The 24,100-nt window shown below is 52.7% G+C and carries 20 protein-coding genes and 1 pseudogene; 9 read left to right on the forward strand and 12 right to left on the reverse strand.

Going from position 1 to position 24,100, the window contains the following annotated elements; all coding sequences use genetic code 11:
* Nucleotides 1–380 precede the first annotated feature (380 nt).
* The 3 genes from acs to actP all read left to right on the forward strand — a co-directional run bounded on the left by acs (nt 381) and on the right by actP (nt 4,533).
* Nucleotides 381–2,339 (forward strand): acetate--CoA ligase, encoded by a 1,959-nt coding sequence (gene acs / locus ACLJXE_RS20180; RefSeq protein WP_286627900.1) that lies wholly within the window; start codon nt 381–383, stop codon nt 2,337–2,339.
* A gap of 233 nt (nt 2,340–2,572) precedes the next feature.
* The gene (locus tag ACLJXE_RS20185) at nt 2,573–2,887 is read left to right on the forward strand and encodes a DUF485 domain-containing protein (protein ID WP_260862247.1); all 315 of its coding nucleotides are present in this window, start codon (nt 2,573–2,575) and stop codon (nt 2,885–2,887) included.
* A complete protein-coding gene (gene actP / locus ACLJXE_RS20190; protein ID WP_286627899.1) occupies nt 2,884–4,533 on the forward strand; it encodes a cation/acetate symporter ActP in 1,650 nt (549 codons plus the stop codon). Before ACLJXE_RS20185 ends, actP begins: the two co-directional genes overlap by 4 nt.
* A 45-nt stretch (nt 4,534–4,578) precedes the next feature.
* On the opposite strand, the gene ACLJXE_RS20195 is transcribed toward actP, so the two are convergent.
* Nucleotides 4,579–5,268 carry an LrgB family protein gene (locus ACLJXE_RS20195; protein ID WP_137381170.1) on the reverse strand — a complete coding sequence of 230 codons (690 nt, stop codon included), beginning with the start codon at nt 5,266–5,268 and terminating at the stop codon, nt 4,579–4,581.
* The gene (locus ACLJXE_RS20200) at nt 5,261–5,671 is read right to left on the reverse strand and encodes a CidA/LrgA family protein (protein ID WP_410751830.1); all 411 of its coding nucleotides are present in this window, start codon (nt 5,669–5,671) and stop codon (nt 5,261–5,263) included. Before ACLJXE_RS20200 ends, ACLJXE_RS20195 begins: the two co-directional genes overlap by 8 nt.
* Before the next feature lie 101 nt (nt 5,672–5,772).
* On the opposite strand from ACLJXE_RS20200, the gene ACLJXE_RS20205 reads away from it, so the two are divergent.
* Nucleotides 5,773–6,663: a LysR family transcriptional regulator gene (locus tag ACLJXE_RS20205; RefSeq protein ID WP_271440967.1), complete on the forward strand. Its 891-nt coding sequence runs from the start codon at nt 5,773–5,775 to the stop codon at nt 6,661–6,663.
* A 42-nt stretch (nt 6,664–6,705) separates the two neighbouring features.
* On the opposite strand, the gene ACLJXE_RS20210 is transcribed toward ACLJXE_RS20205, so the two are convergent.
* The 3 genes from ACLJXE_RS20210 to soxR form a co-directional block, all read right to left on the reverse strand.
* Entirely contained in the window at nt 6,706–8,352 is a 1,647-nt protein-coding gene (locus tag ACLJXE_RS20210) for a Na+/H+ antiporter (RefSeq protein WP_286627897.1), read from the reverse strand.
* Nucleotides 8,353–8,510: 158 nt separating this feature from the next.
* On the reverse strand, nt 8,511–9,860 hold the full coding sequence (gene ghxP, locus ACLJXE_RS20215) for a guanine/hypoxanthine transporter GhxP (protein ID WP_137381172.1): 1,350 nt from the start codon (nt 9,858–9,860) through the stop codon (nt 8,511–8,513).
* A gap of 608 nt (nt 9,861–10,468) precedes the next feature.
* The gene (gene soxR, locus ACLJXE_RS20220) at nt 10,469–10,927 is read right to left on the reverse strand and encodes a redox-sensitive transcriptional activator SoxR (RefSeq protein ID WP_003826630.1); all 459 of its coding nucleotides are present in this window, start codon (nt 10,925–10,927) and stop codon (nt 10,469–10,471) included.
* Nucleotides 10,928–11,013: 86 nt separating this feature from the next.
* On the opposite strand from soxR, the gene soxS reads away from it, so the two are divergent.
* Nucleotides 11,014–11,337 (forward strand): superoxide response transcriptional regulator SoxS, encoded by a 324-nt coding sequence (soxS, locus tag ACLJXE_RS20225; RefSeq protein WP_005132611.1) that lies wholly within the window; start codon nt 11,014–11,016, stop codon nt 11,335–11,337.
* Between the two features lie 2 nt (nt 11,338–11,339).
* On the opposite strand, the gene ACLJXE_RS20230 is transcribed toward soxS, so the two are convergent.
* The gene (locus ACLJXE_RS20230; protein ID WP_286627896.1) at nt 11,340–12,926 is read right to left on the reverse strand and encodes an EAL domain-containing protein; all 1,587 of its coding nucleotides are present in this window, start codon (nt 12,924–12,926) and stop codon (nt 11,340–11,342) included.
* 550 nt (nt 12,927–13,476) lie between these two features.
* On the opposite strand from ACLJXE_RS20230, the gene ACLJXE_RS20235 reads away from it, so the two are divergent.
* Entirely contained in the window at nt 13,477–13,758 is a 282-nt protein-coding gene (locus ACLJXE_RS20235) for a YjcB family protein (RefSeq protein WP_048213921.1), read from the forward strand.
* Nucleotides 13,759–13,824: 66 nt separating this feature from the next.
* Here ACLJXE_RS20235 and ssb1 read toward each other — a convergent pair whose 3' ends face one another.
* On the reverse strand, nt 13,825–14,349 hold the full coding sequence (gene ssb1, locus ACLJXE_RS20240) for a single-stranded DNA-binding protein SSB1 (RefSeq protein ID WP_006688290.1): 525 nt from the start codon (nt 14,347–14,349) through the stop codon (nt 13,825–13,827).
* A gap of 250 nt (nt 14,350–14,599) precedes the next feature.
* Between ssb1 and uvrA the strand changes: the two genes are divergently transcribed.
* A complete protein-coding gene (uvrA, locus tag ACLJXE_RS20245; protein WP_410751831.1) occupies nt 14,600–17,422 on the forward strand; it encodes an excinuclease ABC subunit UvrA in 2,823 nt (940 codons plus the stop codon).
* Nucleotides 17,423–17,566: 144 nt separating this feature from the next.
* Here the strand turns inward: uvrA and ACLJXE_RS20250 are convergent, their stop codons facing one another.
* Nucleotides 17,567–17,923 (reverse strand): MmcQ/YjbR family DNA-binding protein, encoded by a 357-nt coding sequence (locus ACLJXE_RS20250; protein WP_006688292.1) that lies wholly within the window; start codon nt 17,921–17,923, stop codon nt 17,567–17,569.
* Nucleotides 17,924–18,050: 127 nt separating this feature from the next.
* Entirely contained in the window at nt 18,051–18,764 is a 714-nt protein-coding gene (gene aphA, locus ACLJXE_RS20255) for an acid phosphatase AphA (protein ID WP_410751832.1), read from the reverse strand.
* 138 nt (nt 18,765–18,902) lie between these two features.
* On the opposite strand from aphA, the pseudogene ACLJXE_RS20260 reads away from it, so the two are divergent.
* Nucleotides 18,903–19,013 (forward strand): annotated as a pseudogene (locus ACLJXE_RS20260) (hypothetical protein); the annotation flags it as partial.
* 12 nt (nt 19,014–19,025) lie between these two features.
* Here ACLJXE_RS20260 and tyrB read toward each other — a convergent pair.
* The 3 genes from tyrB to dnaB all read right to left on the reverse strand — a co-directional run bounded on the left by tyrB (nt 19,026) and on the right by dnaB (nt 22,867).
* Nucleotides 19,026–20,219: an aromatic amino acid transaminase gene (tyrB, locus tag ACLJXE_RS20265; protein ID WP_410751833.1), complete on the reverse strand. Its 1,194-nt coding sequence runs from the start codon at nt 20,217–20,219 to the stop codon at nt 19,026–19,028.
* Nucleotides 20,220–20,355: 136 nt separating this feature from the next.
* Nucleotides 20,356–21,435, reverse strand: coding sequence for an alanine racemase (gene alr / locus ACLJXE_RS20270; RefSeq protein ID WP_286627892.1), 1,080 nt, complete (start codon nt 21,433–21,435; stop codon nt 20,356–20,358).
* Nucleotides 21,436–21,451: 16 nt separating this feature from the next.
* Complete coding sequence (gene dnaB / locus ACLJXE_RS20275; protein WP_137381179.1) at nt 21,452–22,867, reverse strand: replicative DNA helicase; 1,416 nt, start codon at nt 22,865–22,867, stop codon at nt 21,452–21,454.
* Nucleotides 22,868–22,928: 61 nt separating this feature from the next.
* Here dnaB and ACLJXE_RS20280 point away from each other — a divergent pair, with 61 nt between their 5' ends.
* On the forward strand, nt 22,929–23,912 hold the full coding sequence (locus ACLJXE_RS20280) for a quinone oxidoreductase (protein ID WP_410751834.1): 984 nt from the start codon (nt 22,929–22,931) through the stop codon (nt 23,910–23,912).
* Nucleotides 23,913–24,100 lie beyond the last annotated feature (188 nt).

Here is a 24,100-nt window from a genome sequence, read left to right on the forward strand (position 1 = left end):
TTTCCATAACAGCAACCACACAATACTGTCATGACATTGCTCCACCCTATTTGTAACAAGAAACCCCACAAGAAATGTTGTTTTTAATCAATTGTAAGTGTATGTAAAATACCACTTTAGAGTTATTCATCCCCTCTAATCCCTCACTCTTTTGTCTATACCCGACACAGATCACCTTTTCAAAACTCTCTATATAACCGCATGTTATCGCGAGGTTTAATCAATTTTTGCTAGTTCTCTTCAAAATTCAGTTTGTCGCTAATTTGCACAATTCGGTTATTGCGTGATCTGTCGCCCAAATACTAAACAAAACTCGCAAAGCCCCTACATTTAACGTTTGTGCGACATATTATTAACATCCTACAAGGAGAACAAAAGCCATGAGCCAAATACACAAACACGCTATTCCCGCAAATATTGCGGACCGTTGCCTGATAAACCCGGAGCAGTACGAAGCGAAATACCAACAGTCCATTACCGATCCCGACACATTTTGGGGCGAGCAGGGAAAAATTCTTGATTGGATCAAGCCGTACAGCCAGGTAAAGAACACCTCTTTTGCCCCTGGTAACGTATCCATTAAATGGTACGAAGACGGCACGCTGAATCTGGCAGCAAACTGTCTTGATCGCCACCTACAGGAAAACGGCGATCGCACCGCCATTATCTGGGAAGGCGATGATGCTACCCAGAGTAAAAACATTACCTATCGCGAACTGCATCGCGATGTCTGCCGTTTTGCTAATACCCTTCTGGATTTGGGGATTAAAAAAGGCGATGTCGTGGCTATTTATATGCCAATGGTCCCGGAAGCCGCGGTGGCCATGCTGGCCTGCGCCCGTATTGGCGCGGTACATTCGGTCATCTTTGGCGGTTTCTCACCAGAAGCCGTTGCCGGACGTATTATCGATTCCAATTCACGCCTGGTGATCACCGCCGATGAAGGCGTACGTGCCGGACGCGGTATCCCGCTGAAAAAGAACGTGGATGATGCGCTGAAAAACCCGAATGTGAAGACGGTTGAGCATGTCATTGTCCTCAAACGCACCGGCGGAAAAACGGACTGGAAGGAAGGCCGCGATCTGTGGTGGTCCGATCTTATTGAAAAAGCGAGCCCTGAACATCAGCCGGCAGAGATGAACGCGGAAGATCCGCTGTTTATCCTGTATACCTCTGGTTCAACCGGTAAGCCAAAAGGCGTGCTGCACACCACGGGTGGATATCTGGTTTACGCGGCAACGACCTTTAAGTATGTGTTTGATTACCATCAGGACGATATCTACTGGTGTACCGCTGATGTGGGTTGGGTTACCGGCCACAGCTACCTGCTGTACGGCCCGCTGGCCTGCGGTGCCACCACGCTGATGTTTGAAGGCGTACCCAACTGGCCGACCCCGGCGCGAATGTCACAGGTCGTGGACAAGCACCAGGTCACAATCCTCTATACTGCGCCAACGGCTATTCGCGCCCTGATGGCAGAAGGTGATAAGGCGATTGAAGGCACTAACCGTTCATCACTGCGCATTTTGGGCTCCGTTGGCGAGCCGATTAACCCGGAAGCATGGGAGTGGTACTGGAAAAAGATCGGCAACGAAAAATGCCCGGTCGTCGACACCTGGTGGCAGACCGAAACCGGGGGGTTCATGATCACCCCACTGCCGGGTGCAACCGAGCTGAAAGCCGGTTCCGCGACGCGTCCATTCTTTGGCGTACAACCGGCCATCGTCGATAACGAAGGCAACCCGCTGGAAGGTGCGACCGAAGGCAACCTGGTGATCACCGACTCCTGGCCGGGTCAGGCAAGAACCCTGTTTGGCGATCACGATCGCTTTGAACAGACCTACTTCTCCACGTTCAAAAATATGTACTTCAGCGGCGACGGCGCACGCCGTGACGAAGATGGTTATTACTGGATCACCGGGCGCGTGGACGACGTGCTGAACGTGTCCGGTCACCGTCTGGGAACCGCTGAAATCGAGTCGGCGCTGGTGTCGCATCCGAAGATTGCCGAAGCCGCAGTGGTGGGTATTCCGCATAATATTAAAGGCCAGGCCATTTACGCCTACGTCACGCTGAATCACGGCGAAGAGCCGTCACCTGAGTTGTACGCCGAAGTTCGCAACTGGGTACGAAAAGAAATTGGCCCGCTGGCAACGCCAGACGTGCTGCACTGGACCGACTCACTGCCGAAAACCCGCTCCGGCAAAATCATGCGCCGCATTCTGCGTAAAATCGCGGCGGGCGATACCAGTAATCTGGGCGATACCTCGACCCTCGCCGATCCTGGCGTGGTAGAGAAACTGCTCGAAGAGAAGCAGGCCATCGCAATGCCTTCATAACCATAACCGTGAAATACCCGATGGCACACAGCTTATCGGGCCTACAAATCTGACCCTACCCTCTCTTCACCGGGAGGGAAATATAAAAACCTCCCCCAAAGGATTTCGTGTTACAGGAAGGCGGCAAGCGAGCACATCTCCAGGAGCATAGTTCACTATGTGACTGGGGTGGGCGAGTGCGGCCAACGGACCTGTGGCGCGGAAGACGCAGGGGGACCTCTGGAGACTCTGTGATGAATGACACTATTTATCAGCGGATAGAAGACAGTGCGCGTTTCAGGGAGTTAGTTGAAAAACGGCAACGGTTTGCCACCATTCTGTCCATCATCATGCTGGCGGTTTATATCAGCTTTATTTTATTGATTGCCTTTGCGCCGGGCTGGCTGGGTACACCGCTGCATGCGGGCACCAGCGTTACCCGGGGTATACCGATTGGGGTCGGCGTGATCCTTATCTCCTTCATCCTGACCGGGATCTATATCTGGCGGGCAAACGGTGAATTCGACCGTCTTAATAACGCGGTTCTGCACGAGGTTAAAGCATCATGAAGAGAGTCCTGACGGCGCTTGCCGCCACGCTGCCCTTCGCTGCAAACGCGGCGGATGCTATTAGCGGTGCAGTCCAACGCCAGCCAACGAACTGGCAGGCGATTATCATGTTCCTGATTTTCGTCATTTTCACACTTGGCATTACCTACTGGGCGTCTAAGCGCGTGCGTTCACGTAATGACTATTACACGGCGGGTGGTAATATCACCGGCTTCCAGAACGGGTTAGCGATCGCGGGCGACTATATGTCGGCGGCCTCGTTCCTCGGGATTTCCGCGCTGGTCTTTACTTCTGGCTATGACGGGCTGATTTACTCGCTCGGTTTCCTGGTGGGCTGGCCAATCATTCTGTTCCTGATTGCCGAACGTCTGCGTAACCTCGGTCGCTACACCTTTGCCGACGTGGCCTCTTATCGCCTGAAGCAAGGCCCCATCCGTATTCTGTCAGCATGTGGGTCGCTGGTGGTGGTCGCGCTGTATCTGATCGCGCAGATGGTTGGCGCAGGCAAGCTGATTGAACTGCTGTTTGGTCTGAACTATCACATTGCCGTGGTGCTGGTTGGCGTACTGATGATGATGTACGTGCTGTTCGGCGGCATGTTGGCGACCACCTGGGTGCAAATCATTAAAGCGGTACTGCTGCTGTTCGGCGCCAGCTTTATGGCTTTCATGGTCATGAAACACGTTGGCTTTAGCTTCAACAATCTGTTCACCGAGGCGATGGCGGTACACCCGAAAGGCTCCGCAATCATGAGTCCTGGCGGGCTGGTTAAAGATCCGATATCCGCGTTGTCGTTAGGCCTCGGTCTGATGTTCGGTACGGCAGGCTTGCCGCATATTCTGATGCGCTTCTTCACGGTCAGCGATGCCCGCGAAGCACGTAAGAGTGTGTTCTACGCCACCGGTTTTATGGGTTATTTCTACATCCTGACCTTTATCATCGGCTTTGGTGCCATCATGCTGGTCGGTGCGAACCCGGCGTATAAAGATGCTGCTGGCGCGTTGATCGGTGGTAACAACATGGCGGCAGTGCATCTGGCTAACGCGGTGGGCGGTAACCTGTTCCTCGGCTTTATCTCCGCCGTGGCATTTGCCACCATTCTGGCGGTGGTCGCTGGCCTGACGCTGGCGGGTGCTTCAGCAGTCTCTCACGACCTGTACGCCAACGTGTTCCGTAAAGGCGCAACCGAGCGTGAAGAGCTGCGTGTTTCAAAAATCACCGTGCTGGTGTTGGGCGTGATTGCCATCCTGCTCGGCGTGATGTTTGAAAACCAGAACATCGCCTTCATGGTGGGCCTGGCGTTCGCCATCGCGGCAAGCTGTAACTTCCCCATCATTCTGCTTTCCATGTACTGGTCAAGACTGACCACGCGTGGTGCAATGATGGGCGGCTGGTTAGGTCTGCTGACAGCCGTTGTGCTGATGGTGCTTGGCCCGACAATTTGGGTACAAATCCTCGGCCACGAAAAAGCCATTTTCCCGTATGAATATCCGGCGCTGTTCTCGATAAGCGTAGCATTCCTCGGGATCTGGTTCTTCTCTGCCACGGATAACTCAGAAGAAGGTAACCGTGAGCGTGAGCAGTTCCGTGCTCAGTTCATCCGTTCCCAGACCGGGTACGGTGTGGAGCAAGGTCGCGCGCATTAATCTCACTTTTCCTCCGGCCTTCGGGCCGGAGGATGTCGCCAAACCTCAGAACATAACTCTCGCAACCAGTGGTGCCACCAGCACCATCACCACGCCGGAAAGCATCATCACCAGGCTGGCAACCACGCCCTCCTGCTGGCCCAGCTCATAAGAGCGAGCCGTACCTGCACCGTGCGATGCTGCGCCAAACCCAGCCCCTTTAGCCATACCTTCGCGGATAGAGAGTCGTAAAAACAACACATCGCCGACCGCCATACCGAATACACCAGTCACAACCACAAACAATGCCACCAGATCCGGCTGACCGCCCAATGGCTCTGCCGCCGCCAGCGCAAATGGCGTAGTAACGGACCGCACCGCCAGGCTACGTTGGATCTCATCAGGCAGCATAAAAAGGCGCGCCAACCATACGGAACTGGTAACAGCCACCAGCGTCGCCGTGATGACCCCCGCCGTCAACGACATCCAGTGACGCTTAATCACCGCGAGGTTATCGTAAACCGGAACTGCGAAGGCAATGGTCGCGGGACCTAATAGCCACAGCAGCCAGTGTGATTCGCCAATATAGTTTTGCCAGGAGATATGCCCGAAGACCAGCATCAGCACCAGTAACGCGGGAGTGAGAACCAGCGGCATCAGCGGCAATTTGCGAAAACGGCGATACAGACGCTTGTTGGCAAAATAAATCCCCAGCGTAATCACCAGACACAGCACGCTTAGCTGGAAGTTACTCACGGTTTAACCTGCTCATTTCATAGCGATACACTTTATCCACGACCCATGCCGTTGCGCCGAGCACCATCATCGTACTTATCGCAATAACGGCAAAAATACGCCATCCATCAACCAGTAGCAGTTGCGTATAGTTAACGACGGCGACCACCGCCGGGACAAAAAACAACAGCATTTCAGCCAGTAACCAGCGGGCACCGGCGCGTATCCAGCTCAGCGGGATAATCCGACAGACAATCAGCGCCAACATCAGCACCATCCCAACCAGATTGGCGGGAAGCGGTAAATGCAGCCAGGAGACAAGATATTGAGCAAATACAAATAAACCTGCGTACAACAGTACCTGGACAGGTATCTGGAGTCGGTGAATGACAGCAGGCGTCACGCGGCTTATCGCCACAGCCATGAGGGTATGTCCTTAAAAAATAGAGAGCGCCAGTATAGAGAGCGCCCGTCCAGGACTGAAATGAATTAAACTCATTGCAGGCATAGTCTTAAGGAATAATCATGGATATCAGAACACTGCGATATTTTGTTGAAGTGGTGCGTCAGCAGAGCTTTACCCGCGCAGCGGAGAAGCTTTTTGTCACCCAACCCACCATCAGCAAAATGTTGAAGAACCTTGAAGACGAGCTGAACTGCACGCTGTTAATCCGCGACGGACGACGGCTGTTGCTGACCGATACCGGGCAGGTTGTTTTTGAGCGCGGTCTGGCGATTTTAGCCGAGTTTCGCCAGCTTGAAGCCGAACTTAGCGACATTAACCACCTGAACAAAGGGCTATTGCGCCTTGGTATCCCGCCAATGGTCGGTATGTTGATGGCAGGTCCTATCAGCCTGTTTCGCCAGCGTTATCCCGGCGTTGAACTTAAAGTATCAGAGTTTGGCGGCTTAACCGTCCAGCAGGCAGTAATGAACGGTGATTTGGATGTCGCAATGACGGCACTTCCGGTCGAAGAAGAGAGTGGACTGGCAACCTTGCCGCTTTTCAGTCATCCGCTCTGCGTGCTGGTCCCGCGCTCGGGCCAGTGGACAACCTGCGAATCCATTTCCCCCGAGGCGCTGGCGGAACACCCACTGCTTATCTACAACGAAGATTTCGCCCTTAGCCGTCAGTTACTGGAATTGTTTAACCAGCACGATGTAAAACCCCGCATCGCGGTACGTAGCGGACAGTGGGATTTTCTGGCGGCCATGGTGCAAGCCGGGGTCGGTATCGCCATTTTACCGGAGCCAATTTGCCAACGGCTGGATAAACAGACGCTACGCTGGATCCCTCTGGAGAGCGATTTACGCTGGCAACTCGGCATGATTTGGCGCGAAGGTGTGTATCTGTCGCACAGCGCTCAGGCGTGGCTGACATGCTGCGAAGGGTTTTGGTTAACGCAAGAATCGTAAGTGCCGGATGCGGCGTAAACGCCTTATCCGGCCTACCACTGTTTATTGATTTTCGATCAGTAACGCTTCCAGCAAATCCAGGTCGTGCAGCAGTTTTTGCAGCGTTTCATTACTGATTTCGCGCGTGGCGCGCAGGTGATAAAGTTCTGCTCGTTCCGAACGCAGTGCCGCCAGGCGGAAACGTCGCTCGAGGTTCTCTTCCTGTAATGAGCTTTCCACATCGTTACGTCCATCGACACGACGACGCAGGTTACCGATTACACGAGAGCTCACTTCGGTCAGCAGTTGATTATCAATATTCTCTTCGCTGTCCGCCGCCAGACGCTCTTCCATTTTCTGGATAGCGACAATCGCGACTTCCGCCGTCGCAGCGCGGGCTATCCTTTCTTCTTTCAGTTGCTGTGAGTGATCCGCCACTTCCAGGTGTTGCAGCAGAATCGGTAGCATCACCACACCGACAAACAGCGAGAACAGGATCACGCCAGCAGCAAGGAATACTAACTCGTAGCGCGCCGGGAAGCCGCTACCATCCGGCAACAGCAGCGGGATGGAGAGCACACCAGCAAGCGTAATCGCCCCGCGAACCCCCGCAAAGGAGGCGATCAGGATTTCACGCGTTGTCCAGGAGCCAAACTCCATCGGTTTTTTCTTCAGGAAGCGCAGACTAAATTTTTTCATCGTCCACAGCCAGCCAAAACGCACCAGCATCAGCGCCACGTAAATCAGCACGATATCGGTAAACAGCATCCAGGTTTCAACGTTCGGATCGGCTTCTGCCGCCACCAGCGAAGACTCCAGAATCCCCGGTAATTGCAGCCCTAACAACAGGAAGACCATGCCGTTAAAGACGAACTCCAGCATTGCCCAGGTGCTGTTAGCACGTAAACGCATCGCCAATGGCGCACGACGCATTACGCCTGAACGGGTTATCGTCATCCCGGCTGCGACCGCCGCGAGGATCCCGGAAACACCGATGTGTTCGGCAATCAGATAAGAAGCAAACGGCAGCAGGAACAACAGAACGATTTGCGTTGCTGGCTCATCCCCCCCCCAGCGGCTAAGAAAGCGCAGAGAGCGTCCATACAACCAACTGACGACAAAACCCGCCAGGATACCGCCAATCGCTACCTTGAAGAACTCAACCGTCGCACCGCCGACGGTAAACACCATCGTCCCCATTGCCACGGCCACAGCAAATTTCAGCGATACCAGGCCAGACGCATCGTTCATCAACGCTTCGCCCTGCAGGATACCCATGATTTTCTTCGGTATACGCCCCTCACCTACAATGCCAGAAAGGGCAACGGCATCGGTTGGCGACAGCACTGCGGCCAGCGCAAAAGCGGGGATCAGCGGAATCCCCGGGACCAGCCAATAAATCATAAAACCAATGCCGACCACCGTAACCAGTACGAGCGCCAGTGCCAGACCGAAGATCTCTCGTCCATGCTCCAGAAACTCCCGCGTTGGCGTCTTCCAGCCATCGGCAAACAGCAACGGCGGGATGAACAGAACCAAAAACAGTTCAGGGTCAAATTCCACATGCAAACCAAACGTCGGCCACGCCAGCAACGCGCCGATGGCTATCTGCATAAGGGGTAAAGGGACCTGGAAGGGCAATACGCGAGTAAATACCCCCGACAACGAGACCACAAGGGTCATGATGAGTATGGTAAAAAAGATTTCCATGCGTTCCCTGTTTGCGATGTTTCTTATGATTGGTGATGAGAGGCGTCGTGCCTCTATTCTATCTTCTTCAGAGTAACGCAAAAGACAACGGGATGTGTTCTGAAAATCAAAACGGGCGGCAAAAGCCACCCGTTTTCAGGATCAAGAGCGTATCGGGATTAAATAGCCCAACCGCCCGCATAGAATGCTACCAGCGCCACGGCAATCACCACCGTTCCGATATTCAGTTTGCGCCATTCACCCGAAACAATACGGCCAATGACCAGGGTGGCAAAACCGATCATAATACCGGTAACAATATTACAGGTCAGCACGATAAAGACGGCGGTAATCAGTCCCGCCATCGCATCGACGAAGTCGGTAAAGTCGATTTTCGCCACGTTGCTCAGCATCAGCAAACCCACATACATCAGCGCCGGTGCCGTTGCGTAAGCAGGAACAAGGTAAGAGAGCGGAGAAAGGAACAGGATCAGCAGGAACAACACACCTACAGTGATCGCCGTCAGACCGGTTTTACCACCTGCCGCGGTCCCCGCAGCAGATTCAATGTAAACCGCTGCCGGAGCTGCCCCTACCAGACCAGAGAACACGCTGCTCAGGGAGTCAGTCGTTAACGCTTTGCCGCCATCGATAATCTGACCGTCTTTATCCAGCAGATTCGCCTGACCCGCAACCGCGCGGATGGTTCCGGTCGCATCGAAGACCGCAGTCATAACCAGCGCCAGCACGCTCGGCAGAACGACAGGGTTCAGCGCCCCCATAATGTCCAGGCTGCCAATCAGAGAGTTACCTTCAGCATCACTCAGAGAAGGCATGGCGAAGATACCGGAAAAATGCACCGCGGGATCGAAAATCAAACCAACAACGGAAATACCAATAATGGTCAACAGGATGCCACCCGGTACTTTCAGTTTTTCGAGGCCAATAATCACCGCCAGACCAATCAGCGACATAATTACCGGGAAGGTGTCGAAGTCACCCAGCGCAACCGGCAGGCCGTCCAGCGGGTTCTTAATGACCAGACCCACACCGTTTGCCGCAATCAGCAGCAGGAACAGGCCGATACCAATACCTGTACCGTGCGCAACGCCCTGTGGCAGGTTGCGCAGGATCCAGCTACGGATACCTGTCGCGGAAATGATGGTAAACAAAACACCCATCAGGAACACCGCGCCCAGCGCAACAGGCACGCTAATATGCTGCCCCAGCACCAGGCTGAATGCGGTAAACGCCGTCAACGAAATGGCGCAACCAATCGCCAGCGGCAGGTTCGCCCACAGGCCCATCACAATAGAGCCGACACCGGCTACCAGGCAGGTTGCCACAAATACAGCGGCTGGCGGGAAACCGGCTTTACCCAGCATTCCTGGAACCACGATAACAGAGTAGACCATCGCCAGAAACGTCGTTAATCCGGCAACGACTTCCTGTCGAACGGTACTGCCACGGTGCGAAATTTTAAACCAGGCGTCGAGTGAACCGCCGGTACGCGCTGAAGGCGTAGACATAGAAAACATCCCCTGAGAGTTTATTTTTCGTCATTATGCGTGCTGGACAATCCACTGCCTGCTTAACGTTTTCTCCCTGTGCCAGGTTTGCGTCAGTAGGGGTGTCGCAAAAAAGCAAACGTTTAGCTCCGCGCATAAAAAACGGGTGGTAAAAAAAAGCAAACGATTATCTAGCGATCATGTGCCGGTTTTCAACTGAACTTTGCCGCTTTTTACTCATTTCTTCTTATAACGCACAAGAAATAGCCAGTCGATGCGCAAACGTTATCGTCAATGCGCAATCTGGCAACAAATTTCGCGCAGTTATCACAACCTCGACAGTGACCTTTCACGTTCACTCGCACAAAAAAATGGATGAAGATGCGGAAATTTTTTTGGCTAAAAAACCATCAATTGGCTGGTAAATAGACGAGGGTGGCATACACTTATCTTATCAACACAAGCCGGAACCTCCCCTAACGTGCTCGATTGAGGGGTGTTGATGTCGGGGGAAACCCTCCCGTGAACCAGCGGGATAGAGTGAAAGACAAAGACCGGAACCAAACTAAAGCGCCCTCTGTGGCGCTTTAGTTTTATATCCGTAATAGTCGGCACATATTTTAAACCCATCAATCATCTTCCAGCAGGCGCGCCCCGGTTCCCTGCTCGCCAAGCTGGTCGCCCGGGTTACGCAACGGACAATCACTACGCGACAAACAACCGCAGCCAATGCATCCATCCAGTTCATCACGCAACGCCACCAGGGTATGAATACGCCGGTCCAGCTCTTCACGCCATTGCGACGAGAGCTGTTTCCACTCTTTGGCGCTGAGCGAATGTCCTTCGGGTAATACCCCTAGCGCGTCGCCAATCGTCGCCAATGGTATACCGATACGCTGGGCAATCTTGATAATCGCGACATAACGCAACACATCACGTTTGTATCGACGCTGATTGCCGCTGTTGCGCATGCTGCTGATTAACCCTTTGCTTTCATAGAAGTGCAGAGTTGATACCGCTACACCGCTACGTTTTGCGACTTCACCTGGCGTGAGCAGCGCTTTTATCCGGGGTAATTTCTTTTCCATAAATCGCTTTACCTCAAGTTAACTTGAGGAATTATACTCGCCCACAGACAAAACGACGAATCGAATACTGAGAAAGAGGCAGCGCTATGTCCCATCAGCAGATAATTCAGACCCTTATTGAATGGATTGATGAACATATCGATCAACCGCTGAACATTGAGGCGGTGGCGAAAAAATCAGGTTACTCGAAGTGGTATTTACAGAGGATGTTCCGCACGGTGATGCGTCAGACGTTGGGTGACTATATCCGCCAGCGCCGACTTTTGTTAGCCGCCGTGGAACTACGGACGACCGAACGACCTATTTTCGATATCGCGATGGATCTCGGCTATGTGTCGCAACAAACGTTCTCACGCGTGTTCCGCCGCGAGTTTGATCGTACTCCCAGTGACTACCGTCATCGCCTGTAAGATTATTGCCCGCTCTGCGTCAGTATGGCGGGCGAGCGCTGTAGCCAGTGCATAAACTCCTGCGGCGGTAACGCTTTGGCAAAGTACCACCCCTGACAATACTGAACGCCACGTTCAAGCAGCCATTCAATTTGATCTGCCGTTTCCACCCCTTCAGCAATTGTCTTCAGCTGTAAGCTTTGCGCCATCTCGATGATATGTTCGGCAATCAGGTGGCTGGTACTGTTGGTCGCCAGCGTACTAATAAAAGATTTATCAATCTTCAGAATATCCACGTTCAGTGCCGCCAGATTGTGCAGATTGGAATATCCCGTCCCAAAATCATCAAATGCCACTTCATAACCTGCCTGACGGAATGCCTGGATTACCGGGGTCATTTTCTGCACATCAATGAATCCACGCTCCGTCACTTCGACTTTAATTTGCTGAGCAGCCACTGAGTAATCACGCGCTTTCTCGGCGATCAGGGCAATCAGCCGGGATGAATGGAAATCAGAAGCTGAGAGGTTAATTGAGATATAAATCTGGGGATGCGCAGAAAGAAAATACCCTAAATCATTGAACACTTCTTCGACCACATAATCCGTGATCCTTTCAATCATGCCTTCTTTTTCAGCCAGCGGAATAAATTCCGTCGGGCTCATGACCTCACCTTTACAACCTGGCCAACGCATCAGCGCCTCGGCCCCCACACATTGACCATTCTTGATATCGATGATCGGCTGGTAATGCAGGCGTAGCTGGCGTTTTTCCAGTGCACGTCTTAACAAACGACGAGGGGAATGGTACTGCTGGCGCGTGCGCCACCACATCAACAGCATCAGAATGCTGCAGATCACCCCAAAGGGGATCGTTAGTGCGGCTTCGTGATAGAAATTTTGATGGACGCGATCGCTGGTAGTCGAAACAATAATCGCGATCGGGCGTTTCTCAGAGCGAACGATGGTATAGAACCGATCGTCCAGTTGGAAGGTAGAGGCTTTACCGCGCACCAGTGGCAGAAATTGCTTAACATGCGACTGATTGCTGGCGGAGAAGAAAGTATCCGTTATCGTGTCATAGACGCCCCACAATAGGCCAGGGTCATCTGACATGACTTCGCTGTAAGATAATGGGTTAATGACAACGACGTAGTTTCCTCTTTGCATATACGTCATGTTGTAGCCAGAGAAAAAAGGCGTATCGCGATAGTAATAGATCGAAACGTCCGGCGTACGTTTATAGTCAGCGGTTGGCATAATATAGGGAACTGACGGCGCCATCGACGTAGAGCACAAAAAATGATCAGCCTGTGCATAAATTAGCTCGCTGATATATAAACGCCCGCGAATAATATTCAGCATACTTTTCTGATGTGCAGGGGTACACATCTTGCCCTGATACAGTTGAGCCATATCACGCGCTAAATCAGCTTGCTGGATCACCAGTTCCGTTTTATTTAACACCAGTTGAGCAAAAGAGTGGAGTTGAGTGCGGGTTTCGGACATCGCCCGGATATGAGCAAACCATAGCGCCAGCACCACGGGGAGCAATACCACCGTAAGCGTGCCGAGGAGCTTCAGCATCTTGCTTTGCGCACTGAGATTCATGTCAGCCCTATATCCCTGTTTCGTATATGCCAGTACCCTTCAAGGCAGGATGCTATAAACACCAGCTGGTTAAGTTGCATGAATCTATCAACATTATCAACAGACGTCTCTATGTAAAAGTCTGATAATAGTGGATGATGATATTATTTTCCCGTAAGGCAAACTTAAAGTTACGCTTATTTTGCAACATCATTATCAAGAAGGAGTAATGTTTTACACGCGCTATACTGACGGCACGTATAAAACACATTAACTTTTTTAACGATTAATTTCGGATAAAGAAAACAAGCAACATGAATGCATCTTACATAACGCATAATTTATTATTCGTTTATGAATCAGGATAACCGCACAGTTTCCATGGATAAAGACCAGCAAAAATAACGTCAGATACTGGTGAACAAACGAGCAGTTGTGATATAGTTCACACAAATAATGTAACAGAAACATTGTTTCATTCATGTTATTGCCCTCGGTAGCCAGAGTACCACACCCCCTGTGAACAACCCCGCGCTGTCCTGGGCATCAAGACTTTCTGAGGACGTTTTTCATGGCAACAATAACAACTGGCGTGGTTCTTCTGCGGTGGCAACTGCTCAGCGCAGTACTGATGTTTTTAGCCAGTACGCTCAATATTCGTTTTCGTAAATCAGATTATGTTGGACTGGCCGTTATCAGTAGCGGTTTAGGGCTTGTTTTTGCCTGCTGGTTTGCAACCGGATTACTCGGTATCACCCTGGTCGATGTATCCACTATCTGGAATAACATCGAATCCGTGATGCTCGACGTGATGAGCCATACTCCGCCAGACTGGCCGATGGTGTTGAACTGATAACAGAAAGGAATGGGGTTACCCCGACACTGGGGCAACCCTGATTTACGAAATAAAGCAGAGGGATTAGAACGGAATATCGTCGTCGAAGTCCATCGGCGGTTCGTTAGACGGTGCTGCCGGAGCGGATTGCTGCGGGCGAGACTGTGCGCCACCGCTGAACTGGTTGCCGCCCTGTGGCTGCTGAGGCTGACCCCAACCACCCTGCTGCTGACCACCACCTGCCGGTGCGCCGCCGCCCTGACGACCACCCAGCATTTGCATGGTGCCGCCAACGTTAACAACGACTTCAGTGGTGTATTTTTCTACGCCGGATTGATCGGTCCATTTGCGAGTACGCAGTTGGCCTTCAATATAGACCTGAGAACCTTTACGCAGATATTCGCCGGCGACTTCCGCCAGTTTGCCGAACAGCACAACACGGTGCCACTCAGTCTGCTCTTTCATTTCACCGGTCGCTTTATCACGCCAGGATTCGGAAGTAGCCAGCGTAATGTTGGCAACTGCGCCACCATTCGGCATATAGCGTACTTCCGGGTCCTGGCCCAGATTACCGACGAGAATCACCTTGTTTACGCCTCTGCTGGCCATGATCGTGTCTCCTGAAAAACGTTACTGAATAAGTGTAAGCACGGGATTGTAGCATTTCCAATAGCGCTTTTACTACGTTGCGAAGTTGATTCCAGTAAACAACCTCAGCCAGACATTGTTGCACAGACGCCTGTGTTTTGCATTCCAATACTGTATATCCATTCAGGTTAGGTTGTGTCATAATTAACCGTTTGTGATCGCCGGTAGCACCATGCAGCCAGGCAAAAAGCGTTTAATCCGGGAAAGATGAATGGATAAGATCGAAGTTCGGGGCGCCCGCACCCATAATCTCAAAAACATCAACCTCGTCATCCCGCGCGACAAGCTGATTGTCGTCACCGGGCTTTCGGGCTCAGGCAAATCTTCGCTCGCTTTCGACACCTTGTATGCCGAAGGGCAGCGTCGTTACGTTGAATCCCTTTCCGCGTACGCACGTCAGTTTCTGTCGCTGATGGAAAAACCGGACGTCGACCACATTGAGGGGCTCTCTCCTGCCATCTCAATCGAGCAGAAATCGACGTCGCATAACCCGCGATCCACGGTTGGGACAATTACCGAAATTCACGATTATCTGCGCCTGCTGTATGCCCGCGTTGGCGAGCCACGCTGCCCGGATCACGACGTGCCACTGGCGGCGCAAACTGTCAGCCAGATGGTGGACAACGTCCTGTCACAGCCAGAAGGCAAGCGCCTGATGTTGCTGGCACCAGTAATTAAAGAACGTAAAGGTGAGCACACCAAAACGCTGGAAAACCTGGCAGGCCAGGGCTATATCCGCGCGCGTATTGATGGTGAAGTGTGCGACCTTTCCGATCCACCTAAACTTGAGCTGCAAAAGAAACACACTATCGAAGTGGTGATTGACCGCTTCAAGGTACGTGACGATCTCACCCAGCGACTGGCCGAATCATTTGAGACCGCACTGGAGCTTTCCGGTGGTACGGCGGTGGTCGCTGATATGGATGATCCGAAAGCAGAAGAGCTGCTCTTCTCCGCCAACTTCGCCTGCCCTATTTGTGGCTATAGCATGCGCGAGCTGGAGCCACGGTTGTTCTCGTTCAACAACCCGGCTGGCGCGTGTCCAACCTGCGATGGTCTTGGCGTACAACAGTACTTCGACCCGGACCGCGTGATCCAAAATCCGGAGCTGTCGCTGGCTGGTGGGGCAATTCGTGGCTGGGATCGCCGTAACTTCTATTACTTCCAGATGCTTAAGTCTCTGGCTGAGCACTATCAATTCGATGTAGAAGCCCCGTGGGCCAGCCTGAATCCTGCGGTTCACAAAGTGGTGCTATACGGTTCCGGCAAAGAGAATATCGAATTCAAATACATGAACGATCGCGGCGATACGTCGGTACGTCGCCACCCGTTTGAAGGTGTATTGCACAATATGGAACGTCGCTATAAAGAGACGGAATCCAGTGCAGTCCGCGAAGAGTTAGCCAAGTTTATCAGCAACAGACCGTGCGCCAGCTGTGACGGAACCCGTCTACGTCGGGAAGCTCGTCACGTGTTTGTCGAGAATACGCCATTGCCTGCGATTTCCGACATGAGCATCGGCCATGCAATGGATTTCTTCAACAACCTGAAACTTGCAGGTCAACGGGCGAAGATTGCCGAGAAAATCCTCAAAGAGATCGGCGACCGCCTTAAGTTCCTGGTCAACGTAGGCCTGAACTATCTGACGCTGTCCCGTTCAGCAGAAACGCTCTCCGGTGGCGAAGCACAACGTATTCGTCTGGCAAGCCAGATTGGTGCCGGTCTGGTCGGTGTAATGTACGTGCTGGATGAACCGTCAATCGGTTTGCATCAGCGCGATAACGAACGTCTGCTCGGGACACTTATCCATCTGCGCAATCTGGGTAACACCGTGATTGTGGTTGAGCACGATGAGGATGCCATTCGCGCCGCCGATCATGTTATCGATATTGGCCCTGGAGCAGGCGTTCACGGTGGTCAGGTTGTGGCCGAAGGGACGCTGGAAGATATCATGGCGGTGCCTGAGTCGCTGACCGGCCAGTACATGAGCGGTCAGCGCAAAATTGAAGTGCCAAAACAACGTGTTGCGGCTGACCCGGAAAAAGTGCTGAAGCTGACCGGCGCACGCGGCAACAACCTGAAAGATGTCACCCTGACGCTGCCGGTGGGCCTGTTTACCTGTATTACCGGCGTGTCCGGTTCCGGGAAGTCGACGCTGATTAACGACACATTGTTCCCGATTGCCCAGACTCAGCTTAACGGCGCCACGCTGGCAGAGCCCGCGCCATACCGGGATATCCAGGGTCTGGAACATTTCGACAAAGTAATCGACATTGACCAAAGCCCGATTGGTCGTACGCCACGTTCCAACCCGGCAACCTACACCGGCGTGTTTACGCCTGTGCGCGAACTGTTTGCCGGCGTACCGGAATCCCGTGCGCGTGGTTACACGCCAGGTCGTTTCAGCTTTAACGTTCGTGGTGGACGCTGCGAGGCCTGCCAGGGCGATGGCGTGATCAAAGTCGAAATGCATTTCCTGCCAGATATTTACGTGCCGTGCGACCAGTGTAAAGGTAAGCGTTATAACCGTGAAACGCTGGAGATTAAGTACAAGGGCAAGACCATCCACGAAGTGCTGGATATGACGATTGAAGAAGCTCGCGAGTTCTTCGATGCTGTTCCTGCGCTGGCGCGTAAGCTGCAAACGCTGATGGATGTTGGCTTGACGTACATTCGACTGGGCCAGTCCGCGACCACGCTTTCTGGCGGTGAAGCCCAGCGTGTGAAGCTGGCGCGTGAGCTGTCAAAACGCGGCACCGGACAGACGCTGTATATTCTTGATGAACCCACAACCGGGCTACATTTTGCCGATATTCAGCAACTGCTTGACGTGTTGCATCAGCTCAGGGATCAGGGCAACACCATTGTGGTGATTGAGCACAATCTGGACGTGATTAAAACAGCCGACTGGATTGTCGATCTCGGTCCGGAAGGGGGTAGCGGCGGCGGCGAAATTCTGGTTTCCGGTACGCCAGAAACAGTTGCTGAGTGTGAAGCCTCACACACGGCCCGCTTCCTCAAACCGCTGCTGTAATCGCGCTGCGCTGATCAGGCCTGCAGTATAGGCATAAAAGCTGTGCCTGATGGCGCGGTGCTTATCAGGCCTACGAATCGGCTCGAAAATCGATAAATAGCTGTAGGCCGGATAAGGTGCTTGCGCCGCATCCGGCGAAACAGATCAGGGCTGCGCCAGTATCCGGCGTTTATCTTCCGGCAGCGTGTTCACCGCCTGTTGATAAGAGGCATCGACCAGATAATAAATTTGCGAATCCGGCAACGAGCCATCCAGATACACCGTACTCCAATGTGCTTTGTTCAGATGCCGACTTGGTCGGACATCACTATGCTGCTGGCGTAACAACTCCGCCAGTTCCGGGCTGGTTTTCAGAGAGACCGCCGGGCGTTCTTCCACCTCTTTTACCATGGCAAAGAGCACATCTTCGACTTTGATTTGTGTGGCTTTCCAGTCACTGTGCACGCTCTGCTCCGCACCTGTTTTCGCCATGCAGTATTGCAGCAACTCCGAATTCGTCATTTTTATTCCCCTTACCAGCAAGTCGCCTAATGAGAACATCATTTATTCAGTGTGCAGCAAGTCCGCAAAAGGTAAAAGCCGGCAACGTAATTTTGTTTAAAAAATCATCAACCCGCATTCGATGACCTCAGTACTCTGAGTTTACGATCACCTCTTCGCCAAACCCTCCTGCCTGTGGCAGCGGCTTATAGGTAGAGTTAGAGGCGCGCAGAATACGAATCCCGCGGATACCAACATCGCGAGCGGCGGTGATGTCATTATCGGAGTCGCCGTAGAACATGCGGATATTTTTTTCCTGCAACCACTGCGTTTTGGTGTTCTGACCTGGCTTGTCACCGGCAAAAATAACCGGGTTCATATTTGCAGACGGGATGTGGAAGTTATCAGATAGCGTTTTAGAGACCGTTTCGGTCTTCGTCGGGCTGCGTCCGGTCACGAAAAAGATGCTGTCCCCACGACGCACATGCATATCAATCAACTGCCGCGCGACTTCTTTCGGAATGCTGAACTCATCCCAACCGTTGTTCATTTTCTCCCAAAAGGCCGGGTTTTTCAGGTAATCCTCGCTGTCCGGGGAGTATGTTTTTTTACCGCGCCAGAAGCCCGGGCTGGAAAAGAGAACCGTATCATCGATATCAAAGCCAACGGCCATCGGCGGGCGGCCCGTCAGACTATTTTCAATTTGTGCAACAGAGACCCAGTGAATGGGGGCCTGCTCAGCAAGTTTAGCAACGTTAGTACCGGGATTAAGCTGAGAAGGAGAAGAAACTAAAGCCTGGGCTGACTGATTCAACGTGAACAATAAACAAACGGCACTCAGTGCCAACGTAATCTTGCGCATATTTTTCCCTAAGTAGTCAGTTAGTTATGATTTTTTATTTAACAACTGGTCAAAAAACTATCTGACCTTACCCCCTGGGGGAAGGGAAAGGAAGGATTTTCTCTGGTTTTGTTACAGAAAAAGAGGATGATCACACAGGAAAGCGTGCCTGATGGCGCTGCATTTATCAGGCCTACAAATGAAAAATCCATATGTCCTTGTAGGCCGGATAAGGCATTTACGCCGCCATCCGGCATCACAGTCCGATAAATGACAAACCCGTTACATGACCGCGGCGAATGCCTTCGCAACCCGCTTCACGTTGCCGTGATTTAAGCCCGCAACGCACATGCGTCCGCTGGCAATCAGGTAAACACCAAACTCATCACGCAGGCGGTCAACCTGAGCCGCACTCAGCCCGGTATAGCTGAACATACCACGCTGTTGCAGCAGGTAGTCGAAATTACGGCCCGGAATCTCAGCGTTCAGCACGTTTACCAGTTCCTGACGCATCGCCAGAATGCGGGTACGCATGACCTCAACTTCCGCCAGCCAGCTGGCTTTCAGCTCTTCATCACCCAGTACCGCGGCAACGACCTGTGCGCCAAAGTTTGGCGGGCTGGAGTAGTTACGACGAACCGTCGCTTTTAGCTGCCCCAGAACACGACTCGCGGCATCTGCGTCTTCACACACCACAGAAAGCCCGCCAACACGTTCGCCATACAATGAGAAAATTTTAGAGAATGAGTTGCTAACCAGAGTCGGTAAACCAGCACTCGCAATCGCGCGGATGGCGTACGCATCATCTTCCATTCCGCCACCAAAACCCTGGTAGGCAATGTCGAGGAACGGGATCAGGTCGCGCGCTTTCAGGATCTCAATAACCGCATCCCACTGTGCTGGTGTTAAATCCGCACCCGTCGGGTTATGGCAGCATGGATGCAGCAGCACAATGCTACGTGCCGGTAAGGTGCTCAATGTTGCCAGCAGGTCGTTGAAACGAACGCCATTAGTCGCGTCGTCATACCATGGGTAAGTACTTACTTCGAATCCCGCACCTTCAAAAATCGCGATATGGTTTTCCCACGTCGGATCGCTGACCCATACGCCAGAATCAGGGAAGTAACGCTTCAGGAAGTCCGCACCTACTTTTAACGCACCAGACCCCCCCAGCGTCTGAATCGTTGCCACGCGTTGTTGCTGGAGTACCGGATGCTGCGCCCCAAACAGTAGCGGCGCAATGGTATGGCGATACGTGTTCAGGCCTTCCATCGGCAGATACAGCGAAGCGCCATGCGGCTTCGCATTGAGACGAGCTTCCGCTTCTGCAACGGCTTTAAGCTGAGGAATAATCCCCTCTTCGTTGTAATACAGACCAATGCTGAGGTTCACTTTGTCTCTACGTGAATCCTCTTTAAAGCGCTCCATGAGCGATAAAATCGGGTCGCCCGCGTAGGCGTCAACTTTTTGAAACACGTGTGGTTCTCCAGGTTTACAGGCAGTGGGGTAAGAACACAATAAACCGGAAGCGGGAGAAGATCGAGAGGATGTTGCCGTTGGTGAGAATATTGCCGGATGGCGGCGGTAGCGCCTTATCCGGCATATCAGGTATTTAATCGATATATTTCATCGCAACCCTTGATGTCAGACGCGTGATAAGTTCGTAAGCACTTACTTTCGTCATTTCTGCGATGCGTTCCACAGGCAGGCCATCGCCCCACAGGATCACGGGATCGCCCGCTTTATCCTGCGCCTCTGGGCCTAAATCCACGCAGATCATATCCATCGCAACACGACCGACAATCGGCACTTCACGGCCGTTAACCAGCACCGGCGTACCCGACGGCGCAGCGCGTGGATAACCATCGCCATACCCCATCGCCACCACGCCGAGACGTGTGTCGCGTTCGCTCTGCCATGTGCCACCATAACCTACTGGCTCACCAGCTTTATGCTCTCGCACGGCAATCAGGCTCGATGTCAGTGACATCACAGGCTGACAGCCAAAATCTTCTCCGATGGAGTGATTTTCCAGCGGTGATACACCATACAGAATCAGACCCGGACGCGCCCAGTCGAAGTGAGACTGCGGCCACAGCAAAATACCGCCTGATGCAGCAATTGATCGCTGCCCCGGCTTACCTTCGCAAAAGCTATTGAAGATATCGAGCTGCTTTTCGGTCGCGCCACACTCAGGTTCGTCGGCACGGGCAAAGTGGCTAACGATATTGACCGGCTGGCGCACGTTTTCACATTGCGTTAAGCGCTGATAAAACGCCTCAGCCTGCTCCGGACGGACGCCCAGGCGGTGCATACCCGTATCGAGCTTCATCCAGACCGTGACAGGTTCAGCCAGCTCGGCCGCTTCCAGAGCATCGAGCTGCTCCTGGTTATGTACGGCAGTATGCAGACGCTGCGCGGATATCGTCGGCAGATCGGCTGCATCAAAAAATCCCTCCAGCAGCAGGATGGGCTGCGTGATCCCTCCCGCGCGTAGCCGCAGGGCTTCTTCAAGACGAGCGACACCAAAAGCGTCCGCATCAGGGAGCGTTCGCGCGGTCTCTAACAGACCATGGCCGTAAGCGTTCGCTTTCACGACCGCAACCAGTTTACTGGCAGGTGCCAGTTCACGCAGACGTTGCAGGTTGTGTCGCAGAGCGCGGCGGTTAATCACAACAGTTGCCGCTTGCATTTGAATTCCTTAGAAATTACTCATCATCATACTGAGGGCCCGCATAGTTATCAAAGCGCGACCATTGACCATTAAACGTCAGACGCACCGTACCGATTGGACCGTTACGTTGCTTACCAATAATAATTTCAGCGATCCCTTTCAGGTCGCTGTTCTCGTGATAAACCTCATCACGATAGATAAACATGATTAAGTCAGCATCCTGCTCGATAGAACCTGATTCACGCAAATCTGAGTTAACCGGGCGCTTGTCAGCACGTTGTTCCAGAGAACGGTTAAGCTGTGACAGCGCCACCACCGGCACATGCAGTTCTTTCGCTAATGCTTTCAGCGAGCGGGAAATTTCTGCAATTTCCAGCGTACGGTTATCGGAGAGCGACGGTACACGCATCAATTGCAGGTAGTCGATCATGATCAGTCCGATACCGCCGTGTTCACGGGCGATACGGCGTGCGCGCGATCGCACTTCCGTTGGCGTCAGACCGGAGGAATCATCAATATAGATATTTCGTTTCTCCAGCAAAATACCCATTGTTCCGGAAATCCGCGCCCAGTCTTCATCATCCAGTTGACCCGTACGGATTTTGGTCTGATCCACGCGCGAAAGCGAGGCCAGAGAACGCATCATGATCTGTTCTGATGGCATTTCGAGACTGAAGATAAGAACCGGCTTATCCTGCAACATCGCCGCATTTTCGACGAGGTTCATTGCAAATGTCGTTTTCCCCATCGACGGACGTGCCGCGACAATAATCAAGTCCGACGGCTGTAGACCCGCGGTCTTTTTGTTGAGGTCGTCATAGCCGGTATTCACCCCGGTGACGCCGTCGTGCGGCTGCTGGAACAACTGTTCAATACGCGCGACGGTGGCGTCGAGTACATCGGTAATATTTTTCGGGCCTTCGTCTTTATTGGCGCGGCTTTCGGCGATTTTAAAGACGCGGGATTCCGCGAGATCCAGCAGGTCTTCACTGGAGCGTCCTTGCGGATCGAAACCGGCTTCCGCAATTTCATGGGCCACCGAAATCATGTCACGAACAACGGCGCGTTCGCGGACGATATCAGCATAGGCGCTAATATTCGCCGCACTTGGCGTGTTTTTAGATAACTCAGCCAGGTATGCAAAACCGCCGACGCTATCCAGCTGTCCCTGAACCTCCAGCGACTCTGCCAGCGTAATCAGGTCGATAGGTTTTCCCATCTCCTGCAGGCGATGCATTTCGGTGAAAATATGCCGATGCGGGCGGGTGTAAAAATCCTCCGCAACCACGCGCTCGGCCACATCGTCCCAGCGTTCGTTATCCAGCATTAAACCGCCCAACACCGACTGTTCCGCTTCAATCGAGTGCGGCGGTACTTTCAGCCCGGCGACCTGGAGATCGCGCTCACGAGCATCAGTCTGTTGTTTGTTGAAGGGTTTATTTCCTGCCATAGTGAATGGAGTTACCGAGATAATGATTGGGTCGAAAGATTACCACATTTCTGGAGGAAGCATGGCAACACGTATTGAATTTCACAAGCACGGCGGCCCTGATGTACTGAAGGCTGTGGAGTTTACGCCCGTTGACCCGGCGGAACATGAAATCCAGGTCGAGAACAAAGCGATTGGCATCAACTACATCGACACCTACATCCGCAGTGGACTTTATCCGCCCCCCTCGTTACCCAGTGGTCTGGGCACAGAAGCAGCAGGCGTGGTCAGTAAAGTCGGGAGCAAGGTGACGCACATTAACGTTGGCGATCGTGTGGTTTATGCCCAGTCAACACTTGGCGCGTACAGTTCTGTGCACAACGTGCCAGCTGATAAAGCCGCCATTCTGCCTAATGCCATCTCTTTTGAGCAGGCAGCAGCCTCATTTCTGAAAGGGTTAACCGTTTTTTATCTGTTACGTAAAACCTACGAAATCCAGCCCAATGAGCCCTTCTTGTTCCATGCTGCAGCGGGCGGTGTCGGGCTGATTGCCTGCCAGTGGGCAAAAGCGCTGGGAGCGAAGCTGATTGGTACTGTCGGCAATGCGCAGAAGGCGCAAATAGCGCAGCAGGCCGGTGCATGGCAAGTGATTAACTACCGAGAAGAAAGTATCGTCGAACGGGTTAAGGAGATCACCGGTGGTAAAAAAGTGCGGGTGGTATACGACTCGGTGGGAAAAGATACCTGGGAAGCCTCACTGGATTGCCTGCAACGCCGGGGATTGATGGTCAGCTTTGGCAACGCCTCCGGGCCGGTAACCGGCGTTAACTTAGGTATTCTGAATCAGAAAGGTTCACTGTATGTAACGCGCCCTTCTCTACAGGGTTACATCACCAACCGCCATGAATTAACTGAAGCCAGCAATGAGCTTTTCTCATTGATTGCCAGCGGGGTGATTAAAGTGGATGTCGCGCCTGGTCAGACATTCGCGCTGCACGACGCGCAGCGTGCCCATGAAGTGCTGGAAAGTCGGGCCACGCAGGGGTCGAGTTTGCTGATACCGTAACGCCATCATGTCCCCTAAATAATTCAATCCCCAGGCGCTTACTGGGGTCAGTGACTGGGGTGAATGAAAGCAGCCAACACACCTGGAATTTGAATTATGATGGGGAAAGAATTAGGGCTTCCCGCAGGAAGCCCTTTCTTTTTTTAGTTCGGCTGTATGTAGGGTACAGCTCGATGAATTCGTTAACC

The sequence above is a fragment of the Citrobacter sp. U14242 genome (genome assembly GCF_046555775.1).
Taxonomy (GTDB): Bacteria; Pseudomonadota; Gammaproteobacteria; order Enterobacterales; family Enterobacteriaceae; genus Citrobacter.